At 38.5% G+C, this 22,551-nt stretch carries 16 protein-coding genes; 15 read left to right on the top strand and 1 reads right to left on the bottom strand.

Translation table 11 applies throughout. The features are described from left to right. Positions 1-59 precede the first annotated feature (59 nt). The 14 genes from uvrA (at position 60) to I597_RS10200 (ending at position 19,292) form a co-directional block, all read left to right on the top strand. Entirely contained in the window at positions 60-2,855 is a 2,796-nt protein-coding gene (uvrA, locus tag I597_RS10260) for an excinuclease ABC subunit UvrA (RefSeq protein ID WP_035324823.1), read from the top strand. Between the two features lie 46 nt (positions 2,856-2,901). Next, positions 2,902-3,744: a hypothetical protein gene (locus I597_RS10255; RefSeq protein WP_035324824.1), complete on the top strand. Its 843-nt coding sequence runs from the start codon at positions 2,902-2,904 to the stop codon at positions 3,742-3,744. A 48-nt stretch (positions 3,745-3,792) separates the two neighbouring features. Beyond that, on the top strand, positions 3,793-4,656 hold the full coding sequence (locus I597_RS10250) for a TolB-like translocation protein (protein WP_035324825.1): 864 nt from the start codon (positions 3,793-3,795) through the stop codon (positions 4,654-4,656). A 35-nt stretch (positions 4,657-4,691) separates the two neighbouring features. Continuing rightward, positions 4,692-5,471, top strand: a complete 780-nt coding sequence (locus I597_RS10245; protein WP_035324826.1) for a T9SS type A sorting domain-containing protein — start codon at positions 4,692-4,694, stop codon at positions 5,469-5,471. 5 nt (positions 5,472-5,476) lie between these two features. Then, on the top strand, positions 5,477-6,271 hold the full coding sequence (locus I597_RS10240; protein WP_035324827.1) for a sugar-binding protein: 795 nt from the start codon (positions 5,477-5,479) through the stop codon (positions 6,269-6,271). A gap of 114 nt (positions 6,272-6,385) precedes the next feature. After that, the gene (locus I597_RS10235) at positions 6,386-7,774 is read left to right on the top strand and encodes a M28 family peptidase (protein ID WP_236626627.1); all 1,389 of its coding nucleotides are present in this window, start codon (positions 6,386-6,388) and stop codon (positions 7,772-7,774) included. Between the two features lie 48 nt (positions 7,775-7,822). Next, complete coding sequence (locus I597_RS10230) at positions 7,823-9,103, top strand: amidohydrolase (RefSeq protein WP_035324828.1); 1,281 nt, start codon at positions 7,823-7,825, stop codon at positions 9,101-9,103. A gap of 350 nt (positions 9,104-9,453) precedes the next feature. Beyond that, positions 9,454-12,444: a SusC/RagA family TonB-linked outer membrane protein gene (locus I597_RS10225; protein WP_035324829.1), complete on the top strand. Its 2,991-nt coding sequence runs from the start codon at positions 9,454-9,456 to the stop codon at positions 12,442-12,444. Positions 12,445-12,463: 19 nt separating this feature from the next. Continuing rightward, entirely contained in the window at positions 12,464-13,912 is a 1,449-nt protein-coding gene (locus I597_RS10220) for a RagB/SusD family nutrient uptake outer membrane protein (RefSeq protein WP_035324830.1), read from the top strand. A 148-nt stretch (positions 13,913-14,060) separates the two neighbouring features. Further along, entirely contained in the window at positions 14,061-15,329 is a 1,269-nt protein-coding gene (locus I597_RS10215; protein ID WP_035324831.1) for an amidohydrolase, read from the top strand. 215 nt (positions 15,330-15,544) lie between these two features. Next, positions 15,545-15,898 (top strand): BlaI/MecI/CopY family transcriptional regulator, encoded by a 354-nt coding sequence (locus I597_RS10210; protein ID WP_035324832.1) that lies wholly within the window; start codon positions 15,545-15,547, stop codon positions 15,896-15,898. A 4-nt stretch (positions 15,899-15,902) separates the two neighbouring features. Continuing rightward, the gene (locus tag I597_RS10205) at positions 15,903-18,308 is read left to right on the top strand and encodes a M56 family metallopeptidase (RefSeq protein ID WP_035324833.1); all 2,406 of its coding nucleotides are present in this window, start codon (positions 15,903-15,905) and stop codon (positions 18,306-18,308) included. 403 nt (positions 18,309-18,711) lie between these two features. After that, a complete protein-coding gene (locus I597_RS15110; protein WP_257724720.1) occupies positions 18,712-18,837 on the top strand; it encodes a hypothetical protein in 126 nt (41 codons plus the stop codon). A 305-nt stretch (positions 18,838-19,142) separates the two neighbouring features. Further along, a complete protein-coding gene (locus I597_RS10200; RefSeq protein WP_035324834.1) occupies positions 19,143-19,292 on the top strand; it encodes a hypothetical protein in 150 nt (49 codons plus the stop codon). Here the strand turns inward: I597_RS10200 and ytxJ are convergent. Continuing rightward, a complete protein-coding gene (gene ytxJ / locus I597_RS10195) occupies positions 19,289-19,681 on the bottom strand; it encodes a bacillithiol system redox-active protein YtxJ (RefSeq protein WP_035324835.1) in 393 nt (130 codons plus the stop codon). The two genes, I597_RS10200 and ytxJ, sit on opposite strands and share 4 nt — an antisense overlap. Positions 19,682-19,912: 231 nt before the next feature. Here ytxJ and clpB point away from each other — a divergent pair, with 231 nt between their 5' ends. Continuing rightward, on the top strand, positions 19,913-22,519 hold the full coding sequence (gene clpB, locus I597_RS10190; protein WP_035324836.1) for an ATP-dependent chaperone ClpB: 2,607 nt from the start codon (positions 19,913-19,915) through the stop codon (positions 22,517-22,519). The last annotated feature ends 32 nt before the right edge of the window (positions 22,520-22,551 follow it).

Here is a 22,551-nt window from a genome sequence, read left to right as displayed (position 1 = left end):
TACTCGGTTTTAATAGCACTACACTTTCGGTATCTTTGTTAGATATCTAAAGAATTGCGATGCTTATAGACGTTGAGGATGTAAATCCTAAGAAGAATATTATCATTAAGGGTGCCAAACTCCACAATCTCAAAAATATTAATGCTGTTATCCCTAGAAACAAACTTGTGGTCATCACAGGACTCTCTGGATCTGGTAAATCATCATTAGCCTTTGACACACTCTATGCCGAAGGACAGCGTCGCTATGTAGAGAGTTTATCATCATATGCCAGACAGTTTTTAGGCAGGCTAGATAAACCTAAGGTAGACTATATAAAAGGTATTGCTCCTGCTATTGCTATTGAGCAAAAGGTAAACAGCACAAATCCTAGATCTACCGTAGGTACCTCTACAGAGATTTATGATTATCTTAAATTACTCTTTGCCCGTATAGGCAAGACTTACTCGCCTGTGTCTGGCAATGAGGTAAAAAAGGATACCGTTACAGATGTGGTAAAGTATATTTTGGCTTTCGCCAAAAGAGAAAAACTCCTGCTTCTCGCTCCTATTCACTTAGAAAAAGGAAGAAAAATTGAATCAAAACTTCAAGCTCTTTTACAACAAGGATATGCTCGTATACAAGTAAAAGGAGAAGTAAAACGCCTAGATGAAGTAGCCGAAATAGGTTCTAAGCTTAAAGCGAAAGACATTCTACTTGTAGTAGACCGTATCATCACAAATCCAGAAGATGAAGATTTTGTAAATCGTCTCTCAGACGCGATACAAACGGCGTTTTTTGAAGGTAAAGGAACACTCTTTATAGAAAAAATGGAAGACGGCTCACGACGCCAGTTCTCAAATAAGTTTGAGCTAGATGGGATGTCATTTTTAGAGCCTAATGTACATTTATTTTCTTTTAATAATCCTTATGGTGCCTGCCCCACTTGTGAGGGCTATGGTGATGTAATAGGTATAGATGAAGATCTTGTAGTGCCTAACACGGCACTCTCTGTGTATGAGAATGCTATTTTTCCTTGGAGAGGTGATAGTATGAGTCATTACAGAGACCAGCTAGTTAATCGTGCATATAAGTTTGACTTCCCTATACACAAACCTTGGTTTGAACTCACGCCAGAACAGCAGCAGCTTGTTTGGGAAGGTAATACACACTTTGACGGACTCAACAAGTTCTTTAAATTCTTAGAGTCTAAAGCTTATAAAATACAAAACCGGGTGATGCTCTCTCGTTACCGCGGTAAGACCAAGTGTAATACCTGTAAAGGTAAGCGCCTGCGCCCAGAGGCAACCTACGTGAAGATAGGAGGAAAAAACATTGTAGACCTTGTAGAGTTACCACTTAACGAAGTAGAAGATTTTTTTAATGGATTAACGCTTAATGAATATGATACTACGGTAGCAAAGCGATTACTTACAGAAATAAAAAGTAGGTTACAGTTTTTACAAAAAGTAGGACTCAACTATCTCACACTTAATAGAAAATCTAACACACTCTCTGGGGGTGAGTCACAACGTATTAACCTCGCCACATCATTAGGTAGTAGCCTTGTAGGCTCTATGTATATTCTTGATGAACCTAGCATAGGTTTACACCCTAGAGATACAGAAAAACTCATAGAGGTCCTTAAATCTCTAAGAGATTTAGGCAACACAGTCATCGTAGTAGAGCACGATGAGGATATTATGAAACAAGCAGACTTCATAATAGATATAGGCCCAGAAGCAGGAACCTTTGGGGGTGACGTAGTTGCAGTAGGTGACTATGATGATATACTTAAAAGTGAGTCACTCACGGCAGGATATCTAAATGGAACATTAGAAATAGAGGTGCCTAAAAAGCGTAAAACTTCAAAATACTATGCAGAGGTTATAGGTGCTCGAGAAAATAATCTTAAAAATGTAGATGTACGTTTTCCTCTAGGAGTTTTTACGGCTGTTACAGGTGTTTCTGGAAGTGGTAAGTCTACTCTTGTGCGTAAGATTCTTTACCCTGCTATGCTTAAAGCAATAGGAGGTTATGGTGAGAAAGCAGGACAGTTTACAAAGCTCACAGGTAATTATGATAACATAAAAACCATAGAGTATGTAGATCAAAACCCAATAGGAAGGTCTTCTAGATCAAATCCAGTAACTTATATCAAAGCATACGATGACATTAGAAAACTATTTGAAAGTCAAAAGCTTAGTAAAATAAGAAATTACAAAGCAAAGCACTTTTCTTTTAATGTAGATGGTGGTCGCTGTGAGACTTGTAAAGGTGAAGGCGAGGTCACCATTGAGATGCAATTTATGGCAGATGTGCACCTTGTATGTGAGACGTGTAAGGGCAAGAGATTTAAAAAAGAAGTGCTTGAGGTAACTTTTAATGGTAAAAATATAGACGATATCCTCACGATGACTATTGACGATGCGGTGTCATTTTTTACAGAACACAATGAGGCAAAAATAACACGTAAATTAAAGCCACTTCAAGATGTAGGCTTAGGGTATGTTACTTTAGGACAGAGCTCTTCTACCCTATCTGGTGGTGAGGCACAACGTATAAAGCTTGCAAGCTTTCTCGTAAAAGGAACTACAAAGGATAAGACGCTATTCATTTTTGATGAGCCTACTACGGGACTTCACTTTCACGATATAAAAAAGCTCCTAGCTTCTTTTGAGGCTCTTATTGAAAAAGGTCACTCTATCATTGTTGTAGAGCATAATATGGACCTCGTAAAGTGTGCAGACTATGTTATTGATATGGGACCAGAAGGTGGTAAAAATGGAGGAAAACTCGTAGCCGCCGGAACACCAGAAGAAGTTGCAAAAAATAAGAAATCATTTACCGGTACATACTTAAAGGAAAAACTCTAAGCATCTACTAATTAGATATTACCTCCGAAAGTCCTATTTTAGTACAATGGGACTTTCTAATTTTATAAAAAACCTCGTTCAAGCTACAAAAACTACAGCTTTTGATCCTGGTGTATTTAACGATGAGCTTGCCAGTAAGGTGAGTTGGTCTCCTAAGGCTGGTGGTGGCGCAAACTTTAAGACAAAAAAATTAGTACAGATTTCTGATACAGAGCTGCAATATAAAGCCTCCTCTTTTGGAAAAATATTTGGAGCGCTATTTATCATTTTTCCTCTTGTTTTTACAGTATTAGGCATCACTGCTATTTCAAAATTTGGATTTAAAAGTGAAGGTGTACTTTTTGCATTAGTTCCTCTTATCTTTATTGGCGTTGGGATCTTTATTATTAAAAAATTCAATAGCACTATTACATTTAATAAATCATCAGGCTATTTTCATAGAAGTAAAAAGAAAGAAATAACAAGCCTAACTGTGCAAGAAGATGCACATAATTTTAAGCTAGACACCATAAAGGCTTTACAAATTTTACCAGAGCGTGTGCGTGGTGATAAAAGCTCTTACACCAGCTATGAGATTAATCTTGTATTTGAAGATGGTAGCCGTTATAATATTGTTGATCACGGCCACAGAAAAAGTATAGAAACAGATGCTGTAACACTAAGTGATTTTTTAGGAGTTCCCGCCTGGAATAAAATGACAGGAACCACCTATTTATCTTCATCTAGTACTACAAACTATTCATATAATAGCCTTGAACCTCACGATCTAAGATCAAATAAAAATAATACTAGCTATGATTCGTCATCAACGACTTATGCTAGTGATAGTACTTATGAGACAGATGATCTAGATAGTGATTATGACTCAACAAAACCTCGAAAAATGTAGTATCACGCTTTCGCGAAAGCGTAACAAAAACCATCAACACGTTTAATTATGAAAAACCTATTACTACTGTTACATCTGCTTTCAATTACGTTTGTGAGGTCACAATCTGATACAGAGATTTTTCTGTTTGATATAGATGCCACGCAAGAAAAACCTGTGCTTAACAACAAAAGAAACATTAGTCAGAATAAAGGTTATGATAACCAGCCACAGTTTCTAGCAGATAATGTAATTATATATGCGGGTACTCGTGAAGGCCAAACAGAAATCATACAGTACACGAGAGGCACTTCAAAACAGTTTAACATAAGTACTCAAGGAGGAGAATACTCTCCGCAGTTTATGATGGGTAAACGAGGGATCTCTGCAGTACGTCTAGATCCAGATGGCTTACAGCGTTTATATCATTACCTACCTAGAAAAACAGAAACCCCTACCCTAGTTAAAGATGCGGTAGTGGCTTACTATACGTGGGATGACAAGAATACCATTGTAGGAGCAGATATTGTTGAGAATAATTTACACCTAGTAATTCATCACTTTGATAGTAAAGAAAAAGAAGACTTGAAGATAGCAGTAGGCAGATCTTTTCATAAAATACCTGAGACTCCTTTAGTAAGTTTTATAGACAAAACTTCACAACCCTGGATGGTAAAATCTATTGACCCAGCTACAAAAAAGATGAAGAATATTATACCGCTAGATGAGGGCGTAGAAGATATAAACTGGCTACCAGATGGTAGATTACTTGCAGCAAAGGGGAATACCATTTATGTCAAAGAAAAAAACAATTGGAAGGTCTTCTATAGTTTTACAGATACAGCACTACAAGACATCACGCGCTTTGCTATTGCCCCTAGCGGTAATCAGATTGCTATTGTATCTACAATCTCACAACCAAAATCTGAGTAATCATATATATCACAAAGATGAAAAACAATAACACAATGAAGACAAAAATGAATAGGCAGCTTATTTTGAGTATGGGATTCATACTCACATCTGTGATTGCCACTGCTCAAGGCTTTACTTATAATGAGGAGACTGACGGTGACCTCTCAGACCAATTTGACGCTCCTAGTGGTCCTTTTATCCTCGAGGTAGGAGATAATAGCATTACAGCAGATCAACAAGGTAATCCTCGTGATATAGATTATATTACGATCACCCTACCTCCAGATTTACAGCTAGATCAACTTGTTCTTGACAGTTATACCGCAGAGGGTACCAATAATGAGGCATTTCTTGGTTTGCAGGAAGGTAATGCGTTTACAACAGATGCAATGACTACAACGGCAAGTGATTTACTAGGAGGTATGACGTATGGTAGCGGTAATCTAGACACAGATTTACTACCACAAATTGGGCAACTAGGCACAGGCTTTACCCCACCACTACCTACCGGAGCTTATACCTTCTGGCTTAATCAAACAGGTCCTAACTCTCAGGCTACGCTTAGGTTTGTAGTTTCAGGAACTCTAGCTACAGAAGATGTTACTACACAAAATGATATAGTAATCTATCCTAACCCAGTACGCGAGACGCTCCACATAAGCGCTCCAAACACAACCGTGGAGAAACTCGAAATCTACAATATCACCGGACAATTAATAGTCTCGCAGGCCACCCTATCACCAGTAACATTTAGTGGTACACCATCTGGTATCTATTTTGTAAAAGTCTTTACAAGCTCTGGTATTATTACACAAAAAATCAACAAATTATAATATTAATGAAAAACTTATTAACCTTCTGTTTACTCACACTTGTATTATCGAGTTGTAAAGAATCTACAACAACTGCATCCTCATCTTCAGACCTTGTTGAAGATACAAGCGAGATACCTAATAATAAGATAGACCACCAGTTACGACAAGTTCAAAAAGCCACTATTGCACCCGAGCTTGACGGAAAGGCAGATGATCCCATATGGAAAGCTGTGAGCTGGCAACAATTAAATCAAAAATGGCTGGGAGATGACTATACTGATCAAGACTTCGCTGGCCGCTATAAACTTGCTTGGACCCCAGAAGCCCTATATATACTTGCCGAAATTACAGATGACGTAATTTATGACAAAGAAAAAGACCCACTCACCCTATGGTGGGATGATGACTGCCTAGAGATTTTTATAGATGAAGATAACTCCGGCGGTGGTCACCAGTTTACCCACAATGCATTTGCATATCACGTAGCACTAGACGGTAATGTGGTAGATGTTGCTCCAGGTAAAACACCTACATTGTACAATAGCCACGTACAATCTAAAACTACAACTATAGGAGAAAATACGATGCTATGGGAGTGTAAGATGACCATCTATGACGCTACTTATAAAGATGGTGGTGTTAACGAGCAAAAAATACTAGCACCTAATAAAAAAATGGGCTTTGCCCTAGCCTATTGTGATAATGATGCAAGTGAAGAGCGAGAAAACTTTATAGGCTCTGTAGCCGTGCCAGGTGAAGATAAAAACAGAGGCTGGATAGACGCAGGTATTTTTGGAACGATTGAGCTAGTGGAGTAAATCTTGAGTTGCTTCGGTTGTGCTGTAAGGTTTATATATACGCTTTCGCGAAAGCGGTCTACACGTCAACACATTCTTTACTATCTTTAAAACAAAAATTTATACTTTATATCAATGTTAAAAAAATTACCCACCCTACACATTCCAAACCCAAAACAACTCATCACTACTTCTGTACTTACCGCTTTTACATTTTGCCTTTCTATAGGTACAAGTGTAGCGCAAACAGATACAAGAATTTATGATATTATAGATGCCGTATCTGAAGACAGATTACGGGCAGATGTAAAAAAACTTGCAGATTTTGGAACAAGACACACCCTAAGTGATACCGTTTCAAACACTCGCGGCATAGGCGCAGCTAGAAGATGGATCAAAAGTGAGTTTGAAAAAACATCTCAAGCTTGTAATAACTGTCTAGATGTTTTTTACCAGAGTGACCTTGTAAAAAAAGGTACAAATCCTCGTATTGTAAAGGATGTAGTGGTAGTAAATGTTGTTGCTGTACAGAGAGGTAGCAAGTACCCTAACCGTTACATACTAATGAGCGGTGATATAGATAGTAGAATTTCTGATCCTACAAATTATACAGATGACGCACCTGGCGCAAATGATAATGCTAGCGGTATGGCTGGTACACTAGAGGCGGCAAGAGTATTATCAAAATATACTTTTGAAAACAGTATCATATATGTAGGCCTCTCTGGAGAAGAGCAAGGACTCTTTGGAGGAAAAGGGCTCGCAGCGTATGCAAAAGAGCAAGGCTGGGAGATTATAGGTATTATGAACAATGATATGATAGGTAATATAGAAGGTGTAGATGGAGTGATAGATAATAGAACTTTTAGAATATTTTCTGAGCCAGTCCCTCCTACTGAGACAGAGGGACAGCGCAACGCAAGACGATTTTATGGCGGTGAGGTAGATGGTATATCAAGACAACTGGCTCGTTTTATTTATAAAACCACAAAAACGTATATGCCAGAGATGAACCCTATGATGATTTATAGACTAGACCGTTTTGGCCGTGGTGGTCACCACAGACCTTTTAACGACGCTGGATTTGCTGGAATACGTATAATGGAAGCACACGAAAATTACACACAGCAACACCAAGACATACGTACAGAAAATGGAATAAATTATGGTGATACCTTTGAGCACGTAAACTTCCCCTATAATGCAAAACTTACAGCCGTAAACGCTATTAACCTTGCGAGCATCGCCTGGGCACCTCCTACTCCTAGTAACGTAGGTATAGGTGGTATTGTTGAGGCAAATGCACGTTTACAATGGGATGCCGTAGAGGGTGCAGTAGCTTATAAAGTGTACTGGAGAGACACCACCTCTCCTACTTGGGACCACTCAAGACTTATTTTAAATGGTACAAGTGCCACTCTTAAAGGTATTGTGATAGATAACTTTTTCTTTGGCGTCGCTGCTGTAGGTAAGGATGGTCACGAGAGTCCAGTAGCATTTCCTAGTATTATTATAAGAGATTAACCTAATACCATATGGACTCAAAATGTGAGTCTGCTTAATAACAACTATATGAAATACACAAAAACCTTATGTATTGTAGGGACTATTTTAGTTTCCGCTTTCGCGAAAGCGCAAACCTCTTTTGATCAAGACATCGCTGCAGTAAAAGATAAAGTAATAGAATGGCGCAGAGACTTTCATCAAAACCCTGAACTAGGAAACAGAGAGTTTAAAACCGCCGAAAAAATAGCCAAACATTTAAAATCACTAGGTATAGAAGTACAAACTGGTGTCGCAAAGACTGGTGTTGTAGGACTATTAAAAGGAGATTTACCAGGTAAAGTGGTTGCACTGCGAGCAGATATAGATGCATTACCAGTTACAGAGCGTAATGACCTTCCTTTTAAATCTAATGTAACTACCACATTCCTAGGGGCCGAAACTGGTGTAATGCACGCTTGTGGTCACGATACTCACACGGCTATACTTATGGGTGTAGCAGAAGTACTGGCTAAGAATAAGGATAAAATAAAAGGCTCTGTAAAGTTTGTCTTTCAACCTGCAGAAGAGGGACCACCACCAGGTGAAGAAGGAGGTGCAAAACTTATGGTGAAAGAAGGTGTATTACAAAATCCTCAGGTAGATGCTATTTTTGGGTTACATATTAATAGCGCTACACCCGTGGGAACTATACGATATAAACCAGGAGGCACTATGGCCGCAACAGAGCGCTTTGTTGTAAAAGTAAAAGGAAAGCAATCACACGGTAGCCAGCCGTGGTCTGGTGTAGACCCTATTCTTATCTCTGCTCAAATTATAGACGGTTTTCAAAGTATTATCTCTCGTGAGAGTAACTTAACAGAAGAAGCTGCGGTAATAACTGTGGGTAAGATAACTTCTGGATTACGTTTTAATATAATACCAGAAAGTGCAGAAATGATAGGTACTGTACGTACGCTTGATCCAGATATGCGTGAAAAAATCATAAGACGTATGAATGAGATGGCACGCGACATTGCGAAGGCTTACGGTGGTGAGGCAGAAATTGAATGGCAAAATATGACCGTTGTAACCTATAACGACCTTGATCTTACGGCGCAATCATTACCAACACTTCAAAAAGTAAGCGGTGCCGAAAATGTACAATTACAGAAAGCAGTTACTGGTGGTGAAGATTTCTCTTTCTTTCAAGAAAAAGTGCCTGGATTTTATTTCTTTTTAGGTGGAATGACTCCTGGAAACAAAGAAGCATTCCCGCATCACACCCCAGATTTCTATATAGATGAAAGCGGATTTCAGCTAGGTGTAAAAGCGCTTAGTCAGCTTACAGTAGATTACCTTTCTAAATAAGCTAAACAAAACACGATTTATAGAGCGTCTCTTCCTTGTGAAGAGGCGCTTTTTTAGTTTTTATTAAGATATAATTATCATAAATAAATGTTAACGTCAGTGTTACTTTAAGATAAACTTTAAGACCATTTTTAGTTAAACATTTATTAAAACTCGACGCCCAAAATGTTAAGAAAATTCCTACTTAATGGATTTTCAAATAGTTATAAATGTTAAAGGATTTTTGTAGGAAATTTTAACACAAAATGCGAATTCTTAAATTTATGATAAACTTAGGTTAATTGTGATATGACATTCTTAACGATTACCCTAATTGAATAATTTTATTGCATCATTAAAAACATACATACATGAAAAAAACTATTATCAAAAAGTATCTGTTTTTGGTTCTTTTAGGTTTTATGGCGCAAGTCACTTTAGCCCAAAAAACAATAACAGGTACGGTGAAGGAACAGAATGGCCCGCTACCAGGAGCCAGTGTTTTAATTCAAGGTACCACTACGGGTACGCAAACTGATTTTGATGGAAACTTCTCTATAGAAGCATCATCAACAGATGTATTAACTTTTAGCTATGTAGGCTTTAAAGAAGTTTCTATTCCTGTAGGAAATCAGACTATTATTAATGTGACGCTAGAAGAAGATAATGCGCTGGATGAGGTCGTTATTGTAGCTTTTGGTTCACAAACAAAAAAGAAAAATGTTCAATCTGTATCTGTAGTTGGTCAGGATGCTATTAAAGATATCCCAGCAAACTCACCACAAGAGTTACTACAAGGCCAAGCAGCAGGTGTACAAGTAGTACAGTCTTCTGGTGTACTTGGAGCAGCTCCTACTATTAAGATTAGAGGTGTCGCTTCAGTATCATCTGGATCTAGACCACTATTTGTTGTAGATGGTGTACCACTTAACGATACAGACCTTACATCGAACCAAGGTGCAAACCAAGGTCTTAACCCACTTGCAAACATCAACCCAAATGATATAGAGTCTATCTCTGTATTAAAAGATGCTTCGGCAACGGCTATCTACGGTTCTCGTGGGTCTAACGGTGTTGTAATTGTAACTACAAAATCTGGTTCTAAAGGAGGACAAACTACGGTTACTTTAAACGTTAGTACTGGAATCAGTGAATCTACAGACACATTTGATATGATGAATGCAGATGAGTTTAGACAATATGCTGTAGATGCAAACTACTTTGGTATTGACAACGTTGCAGATCTTCCTCAAGGTGGATTTAACTGGGTAGATGGTGTTACAAGAACAGGAATCTCAAACAATATAGACGCATCTGTAAGTGGTGGTAGTGAGAAAACTTCTTTCTACATAAGCACAAACTTTAAAGATGAAGAAGGATTCATCATTGGTAATGATTTAAAAAGACGTGCTGGTCGTTTAAACATTAACCACACTGCAACAGATTGGTTAGAAATAGGTGCAAACATAGGGATTACAAGAAATGAGTTTGACCGTGTAGGTGCAGAAAACAGTACGTTTGCTCCGCTTACTTCTGCTTATTTAATACGTCCTTGGGTACAACCTAGAGATGAGAATGGAAATCTAGTAAACACTGGATTTATTGCAAACACAATTGCTATTGAATCGCTAGATATCAATGATTCAGATGTTACAAGAACGACAGGTAACGTATCTGCAAAGGTTTCTTTATTTGAAGGATTGACTTTCAACTCTCGTTTTGGTATTGATAGAGTTCTTGTAGAAGAGCAACAACGTTCTTTTGAGCTTAACTCACCAGGAGGAACAGGATCTAACTTTTATGCACAAGACAATCGTTATATCTTAACAAACACGCTTAACTACGATACTACATTTGGAGATAAGCACGACTTAGGAGCAGTAGCAGGTATCTCTTATGAAGAGAATACAATTAGAACTATTGCAGTTGCAGGTACAGGTTTTGCTAGTGATTCTAGTTTAAACATCGAGTCTGCTGCACAAAAGACTACAACTACATCTAGTGCTACAGCAAACAGCCTTGTAGGTTACTTTGCACGTGTAAACTATGCTTATGATAGTAAATACGTTCTTGAAGGTTCTTTACGTCGTGATGGATCATCACGTTTTGGAGCAGACAACCGTTTTGGTACATTCTTCGCACTAGGTGGTGCTTGGAACCTTTCTGAAGAAAAATTCTTAGAAGATAGTTCTTGGATTAATAACCTTAAACTTAGAGCAAGTTTCGGTACAACAGGTAACGACCGTATAGGTAACTTCCAGTCACTAGCACTTTACAGTGGTGGTACTTTTGGACAGTACAATGATCAAGCTGGTCTTGCTCCTGTTTCTGCACCAAACCCAGATTTAAAATGGGAACGTTCTAAAGCTTTTGATATAGGACTAGCAGGAGATCTTTTTAACAACAGAATTTCTTTTAGTGTTGATTATTATAAAAAGAGAACAGATGACCTTATCTTAAACCTTCCACTTCCTATCTCTACTGCAGCAGGTACAAATAATACCATTGCTCGTAACGTAGGTGAGATTGAAAACAGAGGTTTTGACGTTAGCCTTACTTCTAATAACTTTAGAGACGGTGATTTTAAATGGACAACAACTCTTAATATAGGTTTCAATACAAACGAGGTAATTTCTTTACCAGGAGCATCTATCGATACAGAAGGTAGAGAATTTATAGCTGGATCTGCTTCTCAAAGAGCAATCGTAGGTGAGTCTATTAACACATTCTACTTAGTACGTTACAAAGGTGTAAACCCACAAACTGGTGATGCAGAGTGGCTAGACGCAGATGGTAATGCAACTACAAATCCTAACCCATCAACAGATAGAGTTATTGCAGGAGATGCAAACCCAGACTTTGTAGGAGGACTTACAAACACGTTCAAGTACAAAAACTTTGACTTAAACGTCTTGACTAACTTTAGTGTTGGTAACGATATCTATGTAGACGGATTACGTTTTACAGATAACGCTGCTTCTGGATCGTTTAACAACAGAGCTGCTTTATTAAATGTATGGCAACAACCAGGTGACAATGCTTTTGTACCTGCTTTTGATAGCCCAACATTTAACACGTTTGCACAGAGATCTACTGCTCAGTTAAGAGATGGTTCTTTCTTAAGATTTAAGAATGTAACGTTAGGATACACAATTCCTAAGTCAGTATTAGATAAGACTAGACACGTTAAAAACATAAGGTTATATGCTACTGCAACAAACCTTATTACTATAAAAGGAAGCGACTTAGAAGGTATTGATCCAGAGGTGACAGATACAAGTGCTGCTTTAGGACAAGGAGAAACTTTCTTTACTCCACCACAATCAAAGTCTTTCATCTTTGGAGCAACGATCCAATTATAATATAAAACCAAATAACAATATGAAAATTTTTAAATACACACTTATTTTCCTTTTGAGCGTAGGGTTCTACTCTTGTGAGGACGATTTAGACATACTGCCAGAAGACGATCAGTCTCCTGAGCAAGTATTCTCTAGTGAAGCAGGTGCAAACGGTGCACTAGTAGGGGTTTACAGTCTTGCACAGCAAGATGATGTACTTAACGGTACCTCTGCCCTAGCTACAGAATGGCAGTCTGATAATGTTGATTTTGTAGGGTCTTTCCCAACATTTAACGACATTAGAACGTATGACACAAGATCTACAAATACTTCTATACAGGGTATTTATGATGATAGTTATGAAGTGATTAATGCTGCAAACAGAGTAATTGCTTTTGTACCAGAAATTGCAGATGAGACTTTTCTTGAAGAAGATAGAGCAAACATTGTTGCGCAAGCAAAATTTATGAGAGCCCTAGTATACTTTAAGCTTGCAGATCTTTTTGCACAACCACTTCAAGTAGGTGGAGGTACAAACCTAGCTGTGCCATTAGTAGTTAACCCAGTTAACCCTAGTACGGCTACAGATGAGGAACTATTCCCAAAAAGAGCAACACTTAATGAAGTACACACACAGATTGAGATTGACCTTGTAGATGCAATTCCAGCACTTACAAACAGTGATAACTCAAGAGCAACGCAAGCAGCTGCACAACAGTTACTAGCACGTCTGTACTTATACCAAGAGCGTTTTGAAGAAGCTGCTACCCTATCTAACGATGCGATAAACAGTTCTTTCCAACTAGCGGAAAATTATGAGTTTTACAATGACCAGTCTCCAGAGCACTTATTTACATTAGTAAACACATCTGCAGATGGACAAGACTCAGGTCAAGGATTCTCAGGTCTTACTAACCCAGCTCCAACAGGTCGTGGTGATGCACCATTTACAGATAACTTAATTGCTGCATACCTTGAAGAATTCCAAATTGATGAAGATGGAAACCCACTTCTTGATGATGAAGGAAACCCAGTACCAGATGCTAGATACACAGATCTTATTCAGATAGGTACATCTGCACCAGGTAACGCACGTGTATTTACTGCAAAGTTTCCTGACGGAGTAAACAATGCAGATAACGCTCCAGTACTTAGAATTACTGAAGCATACCTTACAAGAGCCGAGGCTAACTTAAGAAACGGTTCATCTATAGGTGCAGATCCTCTTACAGATATCAACCTACTTAGAGCACGTGCAGGTCTTGTAGCACTTTCTGCTGTAACACTTGATGATATCTTAAACGAGCGTCGTAAAGAACTTGCCTTTGAAGGGCAACGTAGAATGGACTTGTTAAGAAATGGTCTTGACTTAAGAAGAGCAGGAATGCCTAACGAAGTGGAGAGCGCATTTGGAGCAGATAAAACAATCTTCCCTATTCCTAATAGAGAGATTGAGCTATCTCAACTTGAACAAAACCCAGGATACTAAATCATTTAGATTCCACTAAATGTATTAAATCCCTAGCTAGCCACTAGGGATTTTTTTTTGCTCCATTTTTAAAAACTATCATTTTATAAAACTGTAGCATTTCACAAATCATTTGTACATTAACCACATAAAACAGCAAATCATACTTATGAAACTAAAACTCGCAGCAGTAGCCTTTTTGGTATTCGCTTTCGCGAAAGCGCAAAACAATCTAGAGCAACAAATTAATGACATAGAATCTAAGGTCATAGAGTGGCGTCGTGACTTTCATCAAAATCCAGAACTAGGAAACAGAGAGTTTAAAACTGCCGAAAAAATAGCCACACATCTCAAATCCTTAGGGATGAAGGTACAAACCGGTGTTGCCAAAACCGGAGTTGTAGGTATACTAGAAGGAAAGCGAAAAGGAAAAGTACTCGCACTACGAGCAGATATAGATGGATTACCCGTAAAAGAACGTGCAGATTTACCGTTTAAATCTGAAACAATGGGAGAATATCGTGGTGAGGCCGTGCCTGTAATGCACGCCTGTGGTCACGATACACACATCGCAATCCTTATGGGCGTGGCAGAGATACTTGCAAAAAATAATGACTTTGCAGGAACCGTAAAATTCATCTTTCAACCAGCCGAGGAAGGCGCTCCTCCGGGCGAAGAAGGTGGTGCAGAGCTTATGGTAAAAGAAAATGTGCTTAAAAACCCAGATGTAGATGCCATTTTTGGCCTGCATATAGGTTCTGGGCAAGATGTAAATACCATAGCCTATAAACCTGGTGGTATTATGGCCGCTTCACAGAGCTTTGAGATACATATAAAAGGAAAACAAAGCCACGGCTCAACCCCGTGGACAAGTCGTGACCCTATTATGGCTGCCGTAAAAATTATAGATGGTTTACAAACCATCATATCACGTGAGATTCCCCTCACAGACGAGGCTGCAGTATTATCTATAGGTAAAATTAATGCGGGAGTACGTAGTAATATTATACCAGAAGAAACACATATAATAGGTACATTACGTACACTAGATTATGATATGCAAACTTATATTAATAACCGTATGAAGGAAATGGTACCGGCTATTGCTGCGGCTTACCGCACAGAAGCGACCATTACAATACCTGAAGGGTATCCTATTACATATAATGATGAAAATCTTACGAGCCAGATGGTACCTTCACTAGAGAAGGCGGCTGGAAAAGAAAACGTACACGTGATAAAAGCAATTACTGGTGCAGAAGACTTTTCATTCTTTCAGAAAGAAGTTCCTGGGCTTTATTTCTTCTTAGGAGGTAAAACTCCGGGTACCACAGATGCGTTCCCGCACCACACACCAGATTTTTATATAGATGAAAGCGGGATGCTACTAGGTATAAAAACATTTGTGCAAATGACACAAGACTATTTAGGGCAATAACCCCTACTCTAGTATCATACATTGTAATACATTAGACCGTAAATAGCTATGAGTTATTTACGGTTTTTTTATGCCTAAACTTCTCATAAACTACAAATTTCGTTATATAACTATAAAAATAGTTGTTTGACTATATTTTTAGTTGTATGTTTGAATCATCAATCAAATCACTAATATACAATCGCTTGCAAAGCGCTATTATAAAATTGTTTCTTATGGATAAACTCACAAATAAAGAAGAACAGGTTATGCACGCTTTATGGAAGCTTGAGCGCGCCTTTGTAAAAGAAGTTGTAGCCGCATTACCAGAAGGCAATCATTATAATACAGTTTCTACCATTATAAGAAATCTGGCAGATAAAGGATATGTAGGCTACCAGGCCTTTGGAAAAACACACCAGTACTTCCCTACCGTGTCTTTAGAGTCATATCGTAAGGAGTTTATGGAGACGACTACTCAAAAGTATTTTGGTAACTCGTATAAGAATATGGTTTCCTTTTTTGCCAAAGAAGAAAAGATCTCTGCAGATGAGCTTAGAGAAATACTAGCAATCATAGAAAAAAAATAAGCTTATGGAAACGCTCATACTCCTTGCAAAAAGCGCCTCCATACTCGGGCTCTTCTATGTAATCTACCTTACCGTACTTTATAAAAACACCTTGTTTACCGCAAAAAGGCATTACTTTATAGCCGGTATCATTGCTGCTATTACCCTTCCTTTTATAGAATTTACACGTGAGATTGAGGTGATTATACCCTCGCAACCGCTTGTGATGCCCGCTCTAGATGTAACCTCCGTAAGTACAGCACCCATTGCTGTAGCATCACAATCTTTAGAACAAGCTGTAAACTGGTGGCAAGCACTTGTCGTAATATATATAATAGGTGTCTGTATAATGCTCTTTAGGCTTTGTGCGCAATACATATCCTTGCGACAGCTCATTGCATCTGGCAGTCACAGTACAAAAGGGCACTATACATTTGTAGCAGTTACAAGAGCAATAAGTCCGTTTTCTTTCTTTTCAAAAATTGTTTACAATCCTGCGCTTCACACGCCAGAAGAACTAGAGATGATTATCGCTCACGAAAAAGTGCACGCACAGCAAAGGCACTCTCTAGATATGCTCTTATCTCAAATAACGCTTGTTATACAATGGTGTAACCCCTTTGCCTGGATGTATAAAAATAGTCTTGAGCAAAATCTAGAATACATAGCAGATCATCAAGCTATACAAGAAATTAAGAATCCAAAACAATATCAACGCACGCTGGTACAGGTCTCATCCCCCTCATTTGCGCCAGCACTTACTAATCAATTTTATCAATCATTTATCAAAAAACGAATCGTTATGATCAATACACCACAATCCCACAAAAACAATCTTTGGAGGCTATCACTTATCATTCCTGTGCTTGCGCTCTTTATGTACTCTTTTAACGTAAAAGAAGTGACTACTTATGTGGAGGAGGATAATACCGCTTTCGCGAAAGCGGAAACACCTTCTATTAAGCCAATACGCAACAATGAATTTACAATTACAAGAAATAGCACAGCCCGAGATTTAGATAATATTGAAAAAGAAGTTGCCGAAAGATTTCCGCAAAGCTTAATACGCTTTTCAAATCGAAGAATAGCCGAAAGTGGAATTATAAAACGTTTTGACTTTCAAACTAAGTTTGCTGGAGACCGTGTTTTCCATACACGTTTCAAACGCGCCAAAGATATCTCTAAAACCTGGGAAGGATATCAAATTAGTATTAATGAAGGAGATATTAATGTTGTAGAAAATGGAGAAAAAGGGACTTCATTTCGAATTGATGTAGATAAACTTGAGTTCTTAAACTTGCCTGGCACCGTCTATGACAGAGCACTTATTAAAAATGGGGAGAGCTATGAGGAAGAAAATAAAGGGAATTATCCAAGAGCATCATATAACCCACCCGTTGTGGTTAAAGACACAATGTTTATAAACCAAAATCCTAAAATCCAGTTAAGAGATACTCTAATGGTACCTAAGGTTTTAAATTCTCAAGAAACTTATAGCTTTACAATAACAAAAAACTCGCAACCTAATGAACTAGATGCACTTAAAAAGTCTCTCAAGGAGAAACACAGAGTAACTCTAAAAATAGAAGATGTCGATTATAACAATCAAGGAGAGATTACCAGTATAAAATTAGATTTTCAAGATTCTGCTGGGAATAATAAAAAGTACGTGGTCCAAAGTGACAGGCCTATTGCAGATATCTATATATATAGAGATGCAGATGGACGCTCTGGAATGGGTGATGCAACTGCTATAAGCGATATGGAGATAGAAGAGCACCTCAATGATATGAGAACTCAAATGAAAAAGCGCAGAGATGCTATGATGAATACTAGAGACAGTATGCGTACAAAAATGAAAGCTAGCAAGCAAGATATGCGAGCTCGTATGGATGAACGTAGAAAACTGCAAGGCCGTACACAAAGCGACTCTATGCGCCAGTATATAATGGCTAGGCGTGATAGTATGAAAATGCAAATGAAACAGCAGCGTGAGGAAATTAAATTAAAAAGGGAAAAGCTTAAGAAAACAGCTAAAAAAAATAAAACAGGTTACATCAAATTAAATAAAGACACCTACTACTACGTAGAAGCTCCAGATGGCTCAAGAGACTACTATAATAGATGGGGAGAACAGATACAAGAAAGTGATGCTCTTTACAAAGAACTTGTAAATGCTAAGGAGTTTACCGCAGTTGATAAAAGTAAAGACAAAATAAAAACGCTATTTCCTGAGTCAGATAATGGTAAAGGTGATGACCTCAATCAACCTATTTACTATTTAGATAAGAAAAAGATCACAAAAGATCAAATGATTGGATTAGCGCCAGACAATATTGAGAGCATAAAGGTCTTTAAGGGAAAGAAAGCAGTAAGACTTTACGGAAAAGAGGCTATTAATGGTGTAATCGTAATTAAAACAAAAGAATAGAGCATTACTTAATCTTAAGTAAAAGTCCGCTTTCCGTCAGAAAGCGGACTTTTTTTATGTGCTGTTTTTTACAAGCGACTCTTGTAAAAAACTGGACGAAAATAATGAAAACAGCGTTTTGAGCATATTTATAGCCCTTTTTCCGCTACAGATTTTCAAAAGAGCTCAAAAACCCTCTACAAAACTAACAGATACAGCAATATCAATCAGCACACATTACAGTTAGTAACACAATCGTAGAAAATTAAATTACATATATAAAGTGTTCTTATTTTTTTAGTTACAATATTGCTGTTAATTTCATTAAAAACTTAATTTCTATTTGTTTTATCGAGCTCAAGGTGACTTCTTTGCTTCATCAATAACAAACAACGATACAATTACTAATCAAAATCTCACTATTATGAAAACGCCAGTCCACACTCAGAAACAAGTAAAAACAAACAAAGTATTAGGAATCTATACCATCTTTATGGTGAGCCTGAGCATCTCTTACATTGTAACGACCTTTTTACAACTAGGTAAGTAATAATAGTAATCATCAATCAACATTTATCAATCAACATTCATCAATCAATTTTTTAAATAATCATTTTCAATCCAAACCCATTCATTATGACACAAGTAATCATTACCATTTTAGAAATACTTATAGGATAATATATCCTGCACCTCCTGCCGCATCTAGCATCCCAACTGCTAGACGTATAAGGACCACATAAAAGCACACGTGCATAGTTTTACTTAACTATCATAACGCGTAGCAGAATTAGCCAACTAATAAAGCCGTAACGTATTGCGTTACGGCTTTGTTTTTTAGCTACTTTTGACGGTATGCAAACACTCTATAAATTTCTTGCCAAAGTTAATAAGGCAGTACTTCCCTCCTATTCAAAACGTGGTCTTGACCTTACACAAGCCACAAAGTTTCAGCTTGCCATTATTGGCTATAGAACGTGGGTTACAAAAAAAGCGTTAGGTTAAATCTTTTCGGCTAGTGCTTGTGCGCTTATCGCTCCGTGGCTGTCAGAATACACAGCTGTTCCATTCTTAATCAATATAATCTGCGGGCTCTGGTGCATTACCTGAAATTTATATCCCACCTCATTAGATACTTCTCTGTACGCCTTAAGGTCTAAGTAATAGATATCAAGCTGGCTTGGGTCTATATCATATTGTGCCTCTAGCTGGCGTATTGCCATACGGCTTATACCGCAGGTTGTAGAGTGCTTAAATATCGCCTGTGGCTTGGTTTCAGAATCTTTTGCGATTTGATCCAGTTGCTCGAGTGTGGTGAGTTGTTTCCACGGCATTGGTGTTTTTTCCTCTTGAGGTTCTTTATCTCCTCCAAAAATCGAATTAAATATTCCCATTCTTCAATATGCTTTTATACAAAGGTAGTCGTTGTGTCTGTGTTACGCTTTCGCGAAAGCGTAAAATAGTTCTTAAATAAGTCATAAAGTCAGTTAATTCAAGCCTTTACAAGACATTATGTCGCAATACCGTCTTGGAACAATACTTGACTATTGTCTCTCAAAAAAAGTACAACCAGATATCATTAGCAAGCGCTTTACAGCAAGTAATGGTCTCTTAAAACATATGAAATGAATATTAACAATTTTACAATAAAGTCGCAGGAGGCCATACAGCGAGCGCAGCAAATTGCTCAAGAGCTAGGCCACCAGCAAATAGAAAATGAACACATTTTTAAAGCAATTTTTGAAGTAGATGAGCACATAACGCCTTTCTTGCTTCAAAAACTTGATGTAAATGTGCCTTTATTACAGCAAATTATAGACAGCACCCTTGAGAGTTACCCTAAGGTGTCTGGTGGTGATATAATGCTAGGGAGAGAAGCAAATAAAGCCATCACTCAGGCTAATATTATTGCCAAAAATATGAACGATGAGTATGTCTCTATCGAGCATCTTATACTTGCCATTTTTGGCACAAAAAGCAAAGTGGCCCAGATCTTAAAGGATCAAGGGGTGACAGAGAAGCATCTGCAAGCTGCTATTACAGAAGTACGCAAGGGTAACCGTGTGACCTCGCAAAGTGCAGAAGAGACGTATAACTCACTAAGCAAGTATGCAAAAAACCTTAACGAGCTAGCGCGCACAGGCAAGCTAGATCCAGTAATAGGAAGAGATGAAGAGATACGACGCATCTTGCAGATTTTAACACGCCGTACGAAGAACAATCCTATACTCGTAGGAGAGCCAGGCACGGGTAAAACCGCCATTGCAGAAGGTCTTGCACATAGAATTGTAGATGGTGATATCCCAGAAAACTTGCAGAACAAGCAAATCTTTGCGCTGGATATGGGAGCGCTTATTGCGGGTGCAAAATTTAAAGGAGAGTTTGAGGAGCGTCTCAAGGCAGTTATTAAAGAAGTAACCCAAAGTGACGGAAACATTGTACTCTTTATAGATGAGATACACACCCTTGTGGGTGCCGGTGGCGGACAAGGAGCAATGGATGCGGCAAACATCTTAAAACCTGCCCTTGCTCGTGGAGAGCTGCGCGCCATAGGTGCTACCACGCTTGATGAGTACCAAAAATACTTTGAAGCAGATAAAGCCCTCGAGCGTAGATTCCAGAAGGTAACCGTAGATGAGCCAGATACAGAGAGTGCAATTTCTATCTTACGCGGTATCAAAGACAAGTACGAGACGCATCACAAAGTACGTATTAAGGATGATGCCATTATTGCCGCGGTGAAGTTATCACAGCGCTATATCACAAGCAGATTTTTACCAGACAAGGCGATTGATTTGATGGATGAAGCTGCCGCAAAAATGCGTATGGAAATCAACTCTAAGCCAGAAGAGCTCGATGTGTTAGACCGTCGTGTGATGCAGCTCGAGATTGAGATTGAGGCGATAAAGCGTGAGAAAGATGAAGATAAGCTCAAAAGCCTACGTGCAGATCTAGCAAACCTCAAAGAGGAGCGCAACGATCTTAACGCACAATGGCAATCTGAAAAGGATATTGTAGAGAGTGTACAAAACGCAAAACAAGACATAGAAAACTACAAGCTAGAAGCCGAAAAGGCAGAGCGTGAAGGTAACTATGGGCTGGTAGCAGAGCTACGTTATGGTAAAATAAAAGAGGCTCAAGAGCATCTTGAGGAGCTACAAAAAGATCTTGCAAGTCAAGCAGATACTTCGCTTATTAAGGAAGAAGTAACCAGTGAAGACATTGCAGAGGTAGTTGCAAAATGGACAGGTATCCCAGTACAAAAAATGCTACAGGGAGAACGTGAGAAGCTACTCAAGCTAGAAGATGAGCTACACAAACGTGTGGTAGGACAACGTGAGGCTATTGTTGCCGTGAGTGATGCCGTGCGACGCAGCCGTGCAGGTTTGCAAGATCAAAAGAAGCCTATAGGTTCGTTCTTATTTTTAGGAACAACCGGTGTAGGTAAAACAGAACTTGCAAAGGCACTGGCAGAGTACCTCTTTGATGATGAGAATGCGATGACGCGCATAGATATGAGTGAGTATCAAGAGCGTCACAGTGTGAGTCGACTAGTAGGTGCACCTCCAGGATATGTGGGATATGATGAAGGTGGCCAGCTTACGGAGGCCGTGCGACGTCGCCCCTACTCTGTGGTATTACTCGATGAGATTGAGAAGGCACACCCAGATACGTTTAATGTGTTGTTACAAGTACTTGACGAAGGTAGACTTACAGATAACAAAGGCCGCACTGCCGATTTTAGAAATGCCATTATCATTATGACTTCAAATATGGGTAGTCATATCATAAAAGAGCGTTTTGAGGCTATTCCAGATGTAGATGCTGCGATGGAATCTGCAAAAGTAGATGTGCTAGGATTATTAAAACAAAACATACGTCCAGAATTCTTAAATAGAATAGATGATATTGTAATGTTTAGTCCGCTTACGCGAAAAGATATACGTGATATTGTAAAACTGCAGTTCAAGGGCATTAGAAAGATGCTCTCACAGCAGAATATCACGCTAGACGCAACAAAGCAAGCCATAGACTTCCTTGCCGAAGCAGGTTTCCAGCCAGAATATGGTGCTAGACCAGTAAAGAGAGCTATGCAACGTGAGGTGCTTAATCAGTTATCGAAAGAGATACTAAGCGGCAAAGTTGCATCAGACAGTGTGATACTCGTAGACTCCTTTGACGACAAGCTCGTTTTTAGAAACGAAGCAGAACGCACAGGAGAAGAAGAATAAAGATTAATTGATGATTATGCAAAGTGGATATC

Source organism: Dokdonia donghaensis DSW-1 (assembly GCF_001653755.1).
Lineage (GTDB): Bacteria > Bacteroidota > Bacteroidia > Flavobacteriales > Flavobacteriaceae > Dokdonia > Dokdonia donghaensis.
This window is presented reverse-complemented; position numbering and strand designations above follow the sequence as displayed.